The organism is Fenollaria massiliensis (assembly GCF_000312505.2).
In the GTDB taxonomy this organism is placed as follows: Bacteria; Bacillota; Clostridia; order Tissierellales; family Peptoniphilaceae; genus Fenollaria; species Fenollaria massiliensis.
In genome coordinates, this window is sequence record NZ_HG326225.1 from 204534 (window position 1) to 218076 (window position 13543).

The following is a 13543-nucleotide window of genomic DNA, read 5'->3' on the forward strand; positions in this document are numbered from 1 at the left end:
ATTTTTTTACTTACTATATAAAACATATAGATATGACCTTCACGACCTGCACAATGTGTATTTTTACACAAATTCAGATTTTAACTTAAGTCCACTTATGACAATTCCTTGACTTATTTTCCTCCTAACAAATCCATTGGATGAAAGAGCAGCATAAAAATCGCCAGTACTTCTTACATAATCTCCTGTCCTTAAGCAATAAGATCTATATTCTTGATATAAATCTCCAGACTTTTCTTCATATGATGAATCAAGCTCACAGCACTCATTTAAAAAATGCTTGAACCAATTGTTAGATTCCTTATATTCATCAATTGCATCTGAGACTTTTTTAGGAAGAGTAAACTTGAAGTCTTCATCAATAGCTTTTTTAGCACCTTCAATTAACCAGCTAAGAACCGCTCCTCCAGCTTTGTCAACCAAATAATCTGTATAGTTTTTAATATCACTACTACCCTTTATTTTTGCTTCAAAAGGAATTACTATAAGTCTTCTCCACGTTCCCTCATCTAAAGCACTCACCTTTGGTAGGTGGTTGGTATATAGGACAAGGGTGTGAGAAGGGACAAACTTAAATGGATCTCTATACTTTTTCTCTGCTACAATTTCATCTGTCGAACAGAGCTGCTTTACATTGGAAGTATTTAGTCTAAGTCCTTCTTGTAGCTCTGCTGCTATAAGGAGTCTTTTACCTCTTGTTTCTGCAAGCTCTGGCTTTGCATTTCTTTTTGAATTGACTGTCAATATATCAGCAGATATTGAACCACTATATAGGTTTAAGACTCGAGAGATAGTGTTCCAAAAAGTAGACTTCCCATTTCTACCATCCCCATAGGCTATAATTAGTGCTTCGATATATACTTTTCCAATAAGAGAAATACCAGCTACTTTCTGAACATATTCAATAAGCTCTTTATCTTTTAGAAAAAAAGTATCAAGTGCATCTAACCATAGATTCATATTTTCTACACTTGGATCAGTCAGCGTTTCTTTTGTGATATAATCCTCTGCGATATGCTCTCTGTATTCTCCTGTTTTTAAATCAACAGTAAAGGATGGTGTATTCAGCAAAAACTCATCTTTATCTATTTCGCTTTGATTTATTTCAAGCATAGGCTTTGACTCTTTTAATGTCGCATGTATAGCTCTCGTGTCGCCTCTCTTAACAGCATAATTCTTATATGACTCAAGTGCAATCAATTTATAATATAAAAACTTTTGCTTATCATCAAATACACTAAGAGCTTTCTTTTCCGACATGCTTGAGAGTATTTCCTTGACATTTGACTTTTTAAGATCGTCTTGTATTTTTATAAGCTCATTATTTATTTCTTCAGTTTGTCTCAAAACTAATTCTTGAGAGTAGCCTTGAGCTTTAAGTTCAGATTCTTCCCAGTAAGAGTCGTTATATACTAAAAAGCCTGTCGATGTAGCAAATCTGAGTCTATCCTTATATTCGTTAACAAATACCTCCGCTTGACCTATATCAGAAAACTCACTAGGCTTTAAGCTTATGCCATCTGTGTATTCATCTGGAGGGATGTATTCTTTGCTACTAGAGACCTTTTTATAGAATTTACACGCTGACTTCCATATCTGTTCCAGTTCATCTTCAGGAAGAGGTGGTGAGCAAAGAGCTGCCTTTTTATCAAACAGCTCCCTAGCTTCAACTGTCTCTCCATAGCGAATAAGAACTCTACCAGCAAAATGATTCATAGTTGAGTTTCTTGATCCTTCTTCTATAATGTCTGATAAGTTGTCAAGCTCAGCAAAGTCATCCTTTATTACTTCTGTAATAAATTTAGTACCTCTTACAATTTCCACAACAGGATTAGTAACTCCAAAGAAGAATCTTGCTCCATCAAGTGCATTGCTGTCAAAGAATGAATACTTATCTGCTATTGCTTCTTTTATGGAAACGTATTCATCCAGCGAATTTACAATTGGTATAGGAAAGTAAATATGCATTCTTGGTCTTGCTGCCTTTCCATGCTTTTGCTTGTTATGATGTCTGCTATAAACAACAGCAAAATTAACACCATCGAATATTCTCTTTACTTCATTTATGTCTATCCACTCATTTGGTTCCTCAGATTCGTCATTGTCTATATCCATAGCAATGCAGTTTGACTCTATAAAATTATCGTTAGAGCGATAGTTATTTTTATATTTTGCCATTACATGGTCAAAAGATGCTACCTTTTCAAATGACCTTATATCTATTACATCGTTTTCATTTGGATAAATACAATTTGATTGATTAGCTATACAGTTCGAAGTGTATATTTTCATCTACTCACCAGCTTGAAGTTCTAAAACTTTCACCGCAAATTTTAGAGCTTTAATAAATGTCATCAGCTCAGAGTCTCCTTCAAAAATCAACTCTACTTCTTGAGTTATAATATCGCCTACATATGCAGGTCTTATTCTCATCTCCAAATCAGTTCCACCTAAGTCTTTTAATTTAAAATAGGTTCTTGATCCGTGTCCACTATCTCCACCTTTAAATCCATTAGTACCTACTTCAACTGAAATTGCATTTGCTGCAAGAAACTCTTTAGTTAATGTTTCTACTGTTTTTTCATTTATAATCCTCATTTAAATTACCTCCTTGATAAATTTAATCTTCATCTTTCTTTTCTTTGCTATTCTGATTTCTTCTAACATTCCAAAACTTAAATCTTCTCCAAAGACCCATATCTCATCGCACTTACCTAATAAGACATAGCTAAAGTGCATGGCAAGCCCTCTTTCTTTTTCTTCACTCATAAACTGTGGATACATAAGATGTGGTGTTAATGGAATGCATCCGTTGTCAATAGCAAAACGTGAATAAATTCTTGCATTCTTTACATTTTTATGTGTGTCGCCAGCATAAGGGCTACATATATACACCAATGGTAGATATGGCTTTTTTTCTCGTACATATTTTTTATTCATATAAAACCTCCATCAATCTTTCTTGTAAAAGTTTGCTTCAAATCCATCTGCATCTAAAACGAGACCATCTGCCCATTTTGGAACTATGGACATAATTTTATTTACTTCATCTAAGCTCGATGAATCTGTTTCGATAACAACCTCGTCATGTATATGCATAACGATATGAAGTCCTTTATTTTCTAATCTTTTCATAGCTTCAGCTAATATGTCTCTTGCTATTGCTTGCACTATATTTTCTACAAATTTTCCTCCATAGGATTCTATCTTTTCCCACTTATTTCCAGTGCTTAAACCTTCGTATATAACTGACTCTCCACCAAAACGATTGACTCCAATCTTAGCCTTTGGATAAGCTAGTCTTCTCTTTGATGGTAATTCTATAAACAGAATTCCTTTCTCATAGCTTATGCTTAAGTTTTTGTAAGTCTCTTTAACTTTAGTCTTGACAACTCTTTTTACAAGAGAATCTATGTCCCACCATAGACTGACAATATTTGGATTTGCTTCTCTCCATGATGCTACAATGGACTGTAATTCATCTTCACTTAGTCCCATTTCAATTCCACCCATAGCTTTTAATGCTCCAAGAGCTCCTTGGTAGCCACAAGCAAGTGTAGCTATTTTTCCTTTTTGTCTTAATTCGCCATTAACTCCGTGCTTTTCAACTGGCACTCCAAACATTCTGCTTGCAGTTCTGCAATAAATATCCTCTCCGTTTATAAAAGCATCTAAGACCCACTTCTCTCCTGCAAGCCATGCTAACACACGAGCCTCAATGGCTGAAAAGTCAGAAACTATAAATCGTGTGCCTTTTTTAGCTATAAAGGCAGTTCTTATAAGCTGTGAAAGAACATCTGATGATGAATCAAAAAGCATAGAAAGAGTTTTATAGTCTTTATTTATTACTAGCTCTCGTGCAAGCTCTAAGTCTTTTATATTATTCCTTCTTAGATTTTGCACTTGAATAAGCCTGCCTGAGTACCTTCCTGTTCTGTTTGCTCCATAGAATTGAATTAAGCCTCTCGCCCTATCATCTTTGCCTTTTACATTTTCCATGGCATCATATTTTCTTACAGATGATTTAGAAAGTTCCTGCCTAAGCTCCAAGACTTCTCTTATTTTTCCACTAGCATTTTCTAAAGCTGAGTCAACATCTTTTTTAGAAAGTGATTCAATTTCTAATCCATTTTTATTCAGCCACTCTTTTAATTGAAGTGGTGAGTTTGGATTTTCAAGTCCTGTAATATCAATAGCTCTTTGCATATTTTCTTTTCTTAAAGTTTCATCCAAGCTTATAGCTGATTTAACCAAGTCTTCATCAATTAATATGCCTCTATCGTTAATGTCTTGATCCACCCAGTAATTCTCCCACTCCGTTATTGGCACTGGAAATGGTGATAGCTTTTTTTGTATTGCTCTTTCAGTTTCAACATCTCGTATGTTATACTTCTTAAAAGTTGTCCACTTTTCTATGTCATCTTTTGCTAAGTTTCTAGTTCTCATGCCATTAGCAATTGTATCTTTGCATGGATAAGAAAAATACTTTATTAAAGCCTTACCTTCACTCATCTTTTGCTTATCTAATTTAAGAACCTCACCTACTTTTTCTAGCGATAGAGGAAGTCCGAGATATGCAGACCAAATTCTAGTGCAGTACCAGCCTTTTGGTTTTAGCCTCTTTCCTATATATCTAGATAAACAAACTCTCTCAAAGTTAGCATTAAATGCCCACTTTTCTATAGACTCATCTTCAAATGCAGATATTATGTTGCTTGGCAATTCTTCTTTCTGTGCTAAATCAACTATATTAACATCACCATCATCTATAGCATATGCAAAGAGGAGGATTTCAAAATCCTCACTCTCAGCATATTTATATACTCCACACTTAGCTAAGTCTACCGATGAATAAGTCTCAATATCAATTGATAGTTTTTTCATTGTTATTCTTTTCAATTGTTTTCTTCATTTCTTTTAAGCTTCTATTTAAGTGCTTTATATCAGATTGAGCATAGCCAATTGTGTAGAAAACAAGTGCAAAAGTTGCTACTTCTAGAATTGTTAATAATACATCCATATTTCAACCTCTTATGCTAAAAAGTCATCATCTTCATCAACTGCATCAAAATCATCTGAAGCGTTTGATCTATTGCCTAACGGTTGTCCGTCTCTCATTTTTTGTATATTTCCAAGTCCAACTGCTACACCTTTATTGCCATTTACATTGTATGCATAGAAGTTGATTGATACTCTAGCATAAACACCTGAATATACTTCACTTCTATCAAGTATTGGTTCTACATTTTTATCAACAATCTGAGGTGCTGTTAATGAATTAGCATTCAAAAAATATGCATCAGCATATGCTGGATCGTCTTTCTCAATGTCTCCATCTCTAAGTGGAAGCTTAATAGCACTCTTATTAGGCTTTTTGCCATTAAACTTTGATAGTCCTTCTTCTATAGCAGCATCAACTGCTTTTTCAATTTTTTCAATAGTCTTTTGGTCTTTCTTAGGTATTATGATTGACACAGAGTATTTTTCCTTGCCACCATTGATTGACTTTGGTTCCCATCCGTTAAAATATGATAATCTAACTTCACCTGTTACTACTTTTGTTTTATTTTCGTTTGACATATTACATACCTCCAAATTCTTCTTTAACATTGTCAATTTTTACTTCTTCTCTTTTATCCTCACTACTTACAAGTGTGAGTTTGCCTACTGGCTTTTCTAATAAGCCACCAATATTTTCTTCAAATACTTTCTTGCCTAATAACTTGCTCATGGCAGTTATTCCTAGCAATTTCTCTTCAAATGGGTTGAAGCCCAACTCTTTTACTTTCCTTATTACTTCATCTTCATCTCTGTACCTCCGATTTGACCTTCCTTCTACCAGCTTAAAATTATCCCACCTGTAGCCTTTAAGTGCTTTCTCTAAGGCATATGTCTTGATGTCTTGAACCCATTGCTCAAATTCATCGAGCTTAGGTAGTAGTTCTTGAATTTCTTCATCTGTTAATTCTGGTGGAATTTTAAACTCTTCTCTAGCTACTTTTAAGCTTTCCTCAGCTCTCTTTCTACAAACGCTTTTTGATGGACAGAACACACACCATGGTCCACAGGAATATTCTCCACCTCCACTATATGCAAGCTCTGCAATAGCCTTAATTGACTCTCCCCATTCATATAGCTTTTTACTATCAATCTCAAAGACAGAAATGTTTTCTCTCCTTGGTTGATATATATGAAGGACTACTTTTTCTATGTCGTAGATATTATCAAACAACACCAATGCACCGAGTCCATAAAGCATAAGCTGTGAATTTTTCTTAGCATCAACTAAAATGCCTTGACCGTATTTTAAATCTATTATGTGGAGATCTTTATCTCCTACAATGACACAGTCTGCTGTTCCAAAAGACTCTTTAACATACTTTGATAAATTAAGTCTTTCTTCTATATAGACCTGTGGATCTTGGTATTTCTCAACGACTTCCATAACATACGAGGCGTAGTTATCTGTAGCTTCCTCCATTTGCTCATCGTAAAACTCTAGCTCATCCCTTGGATCTGTAGTATCTAGATTCAATAATTTTTTTAGCTTAAATTCTGAAAGTGAGTGAGCACACGTGCCTTCAAGTGCATAGCTGCTTACTTCATCTAAATATTTCTCTGAGAGTTTTACACTCGGTGGACAATGAATCCACCTATTTGATGATGAAGCCGATAATATAGCGTGAGTAGCCATTATAGTTTCTCCACATCAGCAAGTAAGTCTTTATACTTACTTGGATCAATCTCGGATAGCTTTGTAGCTCCGTGCTTTTCTAAGAGTTCTCTTATCTTAGTCGTATGACCTAGTCTTGATTTATCTGCTAGCACCTTACGAACTTCTTCAAGCTTGTAGCTTTTGTTGTCCTCATCCTTCACTTCTTCTTTCTCTTCATCGCTTTCTAATGCGGCCAGAAGAGAGCCTACACTAGATGCAAGATTCTCTGCATCTTCCTTTACTTCCATTAATAGTTTGATTCTTGACACTTATTTGCTCCTTTCTCAATTTCCTCAATATTCACTGAATCAACCGTCTTACCAGGGTCTAAAAGATAAACTTGTCGATATTCTCCAAATAAGAATTTAATAATTCTACTTGGAAGACATCTAATAGCACCCTTAATCACATGTGTCTTTTGTCCGTCTTCATCTTTAATATTGATGACTACTTTATGTTTCATCCTTCCTCCTTTCTATAAGGGTCATATCCCTTACAAATCACAGGCAAAGAAAAAGGAGGATTTTTTAACCTCCCCCCTAAAATCTTTAAAAATTATTTTTGATTGTCTCTTTTGCCTTATCTAAATGCTTCTTAACTGCAGCAGATGATATATTCATTAAATCTGCAATCTCTGACTGTTTATATCCATCTACATACATTAGCTTAATAACTAATCTCTGTTTATCTGTTAATAAAGCTAATACATCTTCCATATGCTCAGACCATTCAAATTCTTCATTTAAGTCTTTGGATTTAATTGAAGCTATTAATCTTTTATCTGGATCAATTACGCCATCGTTATCGAAATCAAGAGATAAATTATAGTTTCTTGGGAATTTTTCCTCAGTTGCCCATTCCACAAAGTCTTCATTAGGCTCATATCCATTACTCTTTCTAAAGTCACTTATAAATTCTTGTTTCCACTTATCTATTTCAGTTTTTTCTTCTTCCGTTTTCTCTTGTCTTAAGTTTTTATTATTATAGTAAACTTCACTATCATCTAATGAATGAAGTTTCTTAATATCTACTTCTGTAACCCCATATTTTCCTGGAGTTAGTTCTACTTTTGTTCCATCAGAGAACCTATAAATGTAGGTTCTTCTCTCACAACTTTTTGTCTTACGAATTTTCATTAAAATTCCTCCATTCTTTTCTATGAAGGAATCTCATGATTTCAGCTAAAATAAGGCACACTAAAAAGACCACAAGCTTATATGAAAAATTCCTTCATTGTGACTTGCAGCTTGCCTTATTCGGTAAGAAAGCTGACTTTATTAAATTGTTCTACGCAGACTCCGAATCAATCCTTAGCTAAGGGATATATCTATGTAGATTAATAGAGACTTTCATCTCTTTTTTTTAAGCAAAATATCTTTTATCGAAATTTTGATTTTATCAAAGATGTGTTTTTGTGTTATAATATATATAAAGACAAATCTTTTCCTTTGATAAATCAATTTTACAAGATGCCATTTTTTAAATGGGTACAGTTTGGTTAATCGTGGTTAAAGGTGGTTAAAACTGAAAGGAGGTATAGAAATTTGGACTTTAAAACTCTTTTTAAAATATTGAAAAATAGAATAAGTGATGGCGATGATATCCCTTCATTCATGAGGTATATCATCGCCATGATTACAGAATTATCAGAAGCTGATTGGAATGCTCCAAAAGATCCAACTAATAAAGTTAAGGAGAATACCTTAAGAAACTACTCGAAGAAAGGAATCTCGCAAAAATTAGCTAGAAGTATTGTTTATAGATTGAATAAAGATAACTTTATTAATGAGATTTCAGAAAAACCACTTGATGTCAGAAGGTTGTTGGCTGATGACATACATCCTTATGATCCTGCTGCCAATGCCGATAATGTAGCCGTTATCATTACTGATATTCTTATTAATATTATTAGAACTGCCGCAGGTCTTACTTCAACTGATAAACTGAATGAACAGAAGCAATTACAAAGTTCATCAGACTTAAAGTCTAAATATGGTGGATATTTACTAAAAGAATGTGACAACCACTGTGCTATGCCTGGTTGCGGTAAATTACTTTATGTTTCTAAAGATGCAAATATATCTAATGTTTATGAAATAACTCACATAGATAAAAAGGGAGAAACATCTGTTGATAATTTAATTGCACTATGTCCTATGTGTTTCGCTACATATCAGTTAGACAATAGTGCAAAGACATTAAGAAATTTAAAAGCTACTAAAAAATCTCTATCTATTCATATGGAAAATATGCTTGAACTTAGCACCATAGATTTAGAAAAGGGATTAACCGAAGTTATTATCAGAATAAGTAAGTTAAAACAAAAAGATTTTTACGATTTAACTATGAATCCTATAGAAATAAATGAAAAAATTGACCCTGATGAAAACTTCTTACTATATAACCAAGTTAAGACAACGGTAACGACATATTTTATTAAAATCAGGGAAATAATGAAGAGTTTAGATAAAGGCAAAATTATTGATTACGAGGAGTTACAGCATCAAATGAAGTCAGCTTACAAAAAAATAAAAAGTGGGAATAAAAATAAATCCGAAGTTTTCTATAGCCTTTCCGAGAAGCTACACAAAGTTACACTCCAAGAGATTATTTTTTGCCAAGTAATAGTGTGCTACTTTATTCAAAGTTGTGAGGTGTTCGATGCAATTACCTAATAAATTATATTCATACCAAAAAAGCACTCTAGCATTGGTACCTATATTGCTTGAAGAAGTAAATAAAGGAACTACTAACGTAATAGAACTTTTTCATGCAATTAATCAAAAACTTGAAGATCCTTCAGATTTTTTATCCGCTATGGATTTACTGTATGCATTAAATGCGATTGAGATATCCGATAAAGGTAAGGTGATAAAATGCTTGTAGAAATCTACTCTCCAGTTTTTAAAGAAAATGGTAATGTAAGACCACCTATAAAGTTTTCAAGAGGACTAAACGTTATTCAAGGTACTCAAAAGGCCTCAAACTCAATAGGTAAGTCATCTGCTTTATTAGCTATAGACTTTGTTTTTGGTGGGGATACCTACCTTGATAGTGACGGTGTTCGCAACCTTGGAAATCATACAATATATTCTTGTTTTGAATTTGATAAAAAATACTATTTTGGTCGATCAACTGAAAACCCTGATACAATCATCATATGTAATAATGATTATGCCAAAACCAACGAATCTATATCAAAAAAAGATTTTCTGAATTTTTTAATGGAAAAATATGATGCCAACAAAACAGACCTTACTTTTAGACAATTAATAAGTACCTACTTTAGAATTTATGGAAAGAATAATAGAGATGAAAAGTACCCCTTGCAAGGTTATCGAAATCAAAGCACTAAAGAATCCGTTAAAATATTGTTAAGCCTTTTTGATTATTATAAAGATATAGAGCCTTTTCATAAAAGGTATGAATTAGAGACAGATAAACTCAAGACATTTAAAAACGCAAGAAAATACAGCTTTATATCTAACTTAATTGGTGGCAAAAAGCAGTATGAAGAAAATCTTATTAGAATTTCTGATTTGAAAGCTGAGTTAGAATCGCTAACTTATACTACCAGCGAAAATACTACTCAAGAGGAAATAGAAGACTCAAAAAGATATGAATTATTAAAAGAAAATAAACTTTTGCTCGAAACTCAGCTAACAAGATTACAAAGAAGATCAAGCCTTATTGATATAAGTATGGAATATGGACTCATGCCTACTGGAGCAGATTTAGAAGCTTTGATGGAGTTTTTTCCCAATGTAAATATAAAGAAAATATATGAAGTTGAAAACTATCACAAAAAACTATCAAGTATTTTAAACACTGAGTTTGAAAAAGAAAAAGAGCTTTTAAATGTTTCGATAAGCGAAATTAAAAATACTATTAAGAATATATCAGGGGAGCTTTCTAAACATAAGATAAAAAATAGTTTCTCTAAAGAATTCTTAGACAAACATTCTGAGTTGCAAAAACAGATATCAGCACTAGAAGAACAAAATAAAGCTTTTTTAGAAGAGAATGCTATTAAAGAGTCTAAAAATGATTCATTAGTAAAACTGGAAAAAAATATAGAGAATATATTATCAGAGATATCATCCTTGTTAAATAGTAAAATGCATGAATTTAATAATACCTTATATAAAGAAAAGAAAAATTCACCTACAATTACTTTGAAAAATTATAACAGCTATGAGTTTTTTACACCTAAGGATACGGGGACTGGTACAAATTTCAAAGGTCTAATCCTTTTAGATTTAGCCATTCTTTATCTTTCATCGCTTCCTGCCCTTGCCCATGATTCTTTACTTTTTAAAAATATCGATGATGAGGGAATTGAAGGAATTATGAAATTATATACAGAAACTGAAAAGCTCAATAAACAGATATTCATTGCCTTTGACAAACAAAGTTCATATAGCGAAGAAACTTATAAAATTCTTCAAAATAATAAAGTTCTTCAGCTATATGCAGGTGGCGGTGAGCTTTATGGTAACTCATGGAATAGAGAGGTGAATAATGAAACTAAGCTATAACAAATTATGGAAATAGTAAAGGAGGATTAATTTATGGAAATTAATAATATTTTTGAGTTATTTGAGATAACGAAAGATAAACTAGAAGGTCAACATGGAACAATAACTATAAATTTTGCCAACAGAAGTCACGTCTATTCTGGAAATGATGTAATAGGAAATTGTCTGCAAGAATGGCTGCCTAATTGGTTTCAATATTTAGGAGTAAATATTGTGCCTGGTGAACACACACAGGCTTTTCCAGATTTTGTAGCTATTTTTAATAATATTAGTTATGATGTTGAGGTGAAGGCATGGAATTGCAATAACAATCCAGCATTTGATTTAGCCAATTTTCAAAGTTTTCTTGAAACAACATTTGATACTCCAGGAAAACTTGATGCATACTATTTTATACTTGGATATAAACCCATGGATGATGGTTTTTCAGAAGGTTTTAAAGTTGAAAAGGTGTATTTGAAAAATATATGGGAAATAACTGCTCCATCTACGAAATATCCGATAGGCCTTCAAGTAAAGAGAAGTCAACCCTATGCAATGAGGCCAACATCATTCAATAAAAACCCTGATAAAGCTTTTAAATCAAAAGAAGAATTCATTAATGCTGTTAAAAAAGCTTATGACCTATTTCCGAGTACAAGTTTAAAATTCACATCAGAAGAATGGCTTAATCGAGTTCTTTCTTATTAATTAAAAAAAACGTCAAAGCTGCTAATAAGCAACTTTGACGTTTTTTTTAATTTGATCAGTTTCTAATGCTTCCATATAAGACTCTATTAATTTATTAGATACAGCCTTTATTACAGGAACACAAACTGTATTTCCAAGTAAATCAAGTGCATCAGATGTTTTTATATTATCAAGCGAGTAATTTTCTGGAAATCCAAACAATTGTAAGCACTCTTTAACTGTTAGTGATCGTATTCCATTCCTTACTGGTACTCCTAGCTTATGGACATCAGTAGCCACCAAAGTAGGTGCAACTTCATTTGGATTTAAAATTTTTGAAAACTCAAATGATAACTTGCCCGTTACAATATTATATCCTTTTTCAAGAGTTTCATCCTTAACCCTTTTATTTCCAACCTTTTTTTTAGGGTATTCGTAGACTAAGTATCCTTTTTCTACTAAATTGTCAAGCATATATTGTAGGTTGTCATGTGGATAAAATGATTTTATCATATTGGCAGTTAAAGGCATTCCATCCATCCAATCGATTCCTATAAGTTCAGCCCATTTTTTATTTCTACGCTGCCTTAGTAATTTTTCAAGTAAATCTTTCTGATCTGGGGTAACTGTTCCTTTTAACTCGATATCCCAACTATGAATGTTATTATCTCCTCCTCTTTTGTCTTTTATTGCTTTACCATACAGTTCTTCTATGTCATAATGGGATAAAAGTTTGTTTGTGAAACCTGTATCTTTAGCTTCAACCTCATCATCAATGATGTCTCTTAAAACTGAATAATTCTTTTGGAATCCATCAAGCTTCTTTATTCTTCCTGTCTTAATTCCAATAATGTAAATTCTATTCCTTGATTGTGCAAGTCCAAAGTCTTTTCCATTTAAAACTTTTGCATCAATATCATATCCTAACTCTTCTAATGTGTTTTTTATAACTTTAAATGTCTTACCCTTGTCGTGATTTACTAATCCCTCTACATTTTCTAGTACAAATCCTATAGGCTTTTTTTCTAACAATATTTTAGCAACATCAAAAAATAATGTTCCTCTTGTATCCTGAAAACCTAATCCTAAACCTGCTTGCGAAAAAGCTTGACAAGGAAATCCAGCTAACAAGAAATCAAAATTTGGTAAATTAGAAGGATTTATTTTAGTAATATCGCATTTAGAATCTTCTCCAAAATTATCTTTATACGCTTGTATAGCGGTTTCTTTAATATCGCTGGAAAAAACACATTTTCCTGATAATCCTTTCTCCGTTAATGCTTGTTCGAATCCTATTCTTATTCCTCCAAGTCCACTAAATAAATCTACATATGTTATCTGATCTTTATTATCTTGAATTTCTAACTTTATTGAATCTACTCCTAATTTTATTAATTTTCTAATTCTACTAGAAAAACTCGTACAATTAGGAAGTGGTAGGTCTTCAATAATTTCTTTTTCTTCGGAATTAATATATACAGAAATCGCTTGTTTTTTATCTTCAGCTAATTTTCTCCCTGCCCCTTCACGTGTTCCACCATGCATAAGATCACCTCCTTGTTAAAAGTATTATAACACTTGTACATTGTTTTTTCAAGTTTTTTTAAACCTTTTGATTAAT

General features: G+C 32.7%; 15 protein-coding genes. 4 read left to right on the forward strand and 11 right to left on the reverse strand.

Annotation, left to right across the window (positions count from 1 at the left end):
- Nucleotides 1–63: 63 nt before the first annotated feature.
- From BN30_RS02850 to BN30_RS02895, 10 genes are all read right to left on the reverse strand, one after another.
- On the reverse strand, nucleotides 64–2292 hold the full coding sequence (locus tag BN30_RS02850; protein ID WP_019213999.1) for a phage/plasmid primase, P4 family: 2229 nt from the start codon (nucleotides 2290–2292) through the stop codon (nucleotides 64–66).
- Nucleotides 2293–2598: a hypothetical protein gene (locus BN30_RS02855; protein ID WP_019214000.1), complete on the reverse strand. Its 306-nt coding sequence runs from the start codon at nucleotides 2596–2598 to the stop codon at nucleotides 2293–2295.
- Nucleotides 2599–2940: a DUF7768 domain-containing protein gene (locus tag BN30_RS02860; protein WP_019214001.1), complete on the reverse strand. Its 342-nt coding sequence runs from the start codon at nucleotides 2938–2940 to the stop codon at nucleotides 2599–2601.
- 12 nt (nucleotides 2941–2952) lie between these two features.
- The gene (locus tag BN30_RS02865; RefSeq protein WP_019214002.1) at nucleotides 2953–4884 is read right to left on the reverse strand and encodes a DNA polymerase; all 1932 of its coding nucleotides are present in this window, start codon (nucleotides 4882–4884) and stop codon (nucleotides 2953–2955) included.
- The gene (locus BN30_RS09990; RefSeq protein WP_019214003.1) at nucleotides 4865–5020 is read right to left on the reverse strand and encodes a hypothetical protein; all 156 of its coding nucleotides are present in this window, start codon (nucleotides 5018–5020) and stop codon (nucleotides 4865–4867) included. Before BN30_RS09990 ends, BN30_RS02865 begins: the two co-directional genes overlap by 20 nt.
- 11 nt (nucleotides 5021–5031) lie before the next feature.
- Nucleotides 5032–5580 (reverse strand): DUF2815 family protein, encoded by a 549-nt coding sequence (locus BN30_RS02875; protein WP_019214004.1) that lies wholly within the window; start codon nucleotides 5578–5580, stop codon nucleotides 5032–5034.
- Between the two features lies 1 nt (nucleotide 5581).
- Nucleotides 5582–6694, reverse strand: a complete 1113-nt coding sequence (locus tag BN30_RS02880; RefSeq protein ID WP_019214005.1) for a DUF2800 domain-containing protein — start codon at nucleotides 6692–6694, stop codon at nucleotides 5582–5584.
- Nucleotides 6694–6984: a hypothetical protein gene (locus tag BN30_RS02885; RefSeq protein WP_026880634.1), complete on the reverse strand. Its 291-nt coding sequence runs from the start codon at nucleotides 6982–6984 to the stop codon at nucleotides 6694–6696. Before BN30_RS02885 ends, BN30_RS02880 begins: the two co-directional genes overlap by 1 nt.
- Complete coding sequence (locus BN30_RS02890; protein WP_019214007.1) at nucleotides 6963–7178, reverse strand: hypothetical protein; 216 nt, start codon at nucleotides 7176–7178, stop codon at nucleotides 6963–6965. Before BN30_RS02890 ends, BN30_RS02885 begins: the two co-directional genes overlap by 22 nt.
- An 85-nt stretch (nucleotides 7179–7263) precedes the next feature.
- Nucleotides 7264–7851, reverse strand: coding sequence for an RNA polymerase sigma factor (locus BN30_RS02895; RefSeq protein ID WP_019214008.1), 588 nt, complete (start codon nucleotides 7849–7851; stop codon nucleotides 7264–7266).
- 408 nt (nucleotides 7852–8259) lie between these two features.
- On the opposite strand from BN30_RS02895, the gene BN30_RS02900 reads away from it, so the two are divergent.
- From BN30_RS02900 to BN30_RS02915, 4 genes are read left to right on the forward strand one after another with little or no spacing between them, the layout of a single operon-like run.
- The gene (locus BN30_RS02900) at nucleotides 8260–9390 is read left to right on the forward strand and encodes an ABC-three component system protein (protein WP_019214009.1); all 1131 of its coding nucleotides are present in this window, start codon (nucleotides 8260–8262) and stop codon (nucleotides 9388–9390) included.
- Complete coding sequence (locus BN30_RS02905) at nucleotides 9377–9601, forward strand: ABC-three component system middle component 7 (protein ID WP_019214010.1); 225 nt, start codon at nucleotides 9377–9379, stop codon at nucleotides 9599–9601. Before BN30_RS02900 ends, BN30_RS02905 begins: the two co-directional genes overlap by 14 nt.
- Nucleotides 9592–11253, forward strand: coding sequence for a DUF2326 domain-containing protein (locus tag BN30_RS02910; protein WP_019214011.1), 1662 nt, complete (start codon nucleotides 9592–9594; stop codon nucleotides 11251–11253). The genes BN30_RS02905 and BN30_RS02910 overlap by 10 nt, the downstream gene beginning before the upstream one ends.
- A gap of 33 nt (nucleotides 11254–11286) precedes the next feature.
- Entirely contained in the window at nucleotides 11287–11943 is a 657-nt protein-coding gene (locus BN30_RS02915) for an NgoBV family restriction endonuclease (RefSeq protein ID WP_019214012.1), read from the forward strand.
- 21 nt (nucleotides 11944–11964) lie between these two features.
- On the opposite strand, the gene dcm is transcribed toward BN30_RS02915, so the two are convergent.
- The gene (dcm, locus tag BN30_RS08820; RefSeq protein WP_019214013.1) at nucleotides 11965–13467 is read right to left on the reverse strand and encodes a DNA (cytosine-5-)-methyltransferase; all 1503 of its coding nucleotides are present in this window, start codon (nucleotides 13465–13467) and stop codon (nucleotides 11965–11967) included.
- Between the last annotated feature and the right edge of the window lie 76 nt (nucleotides 13468–13543).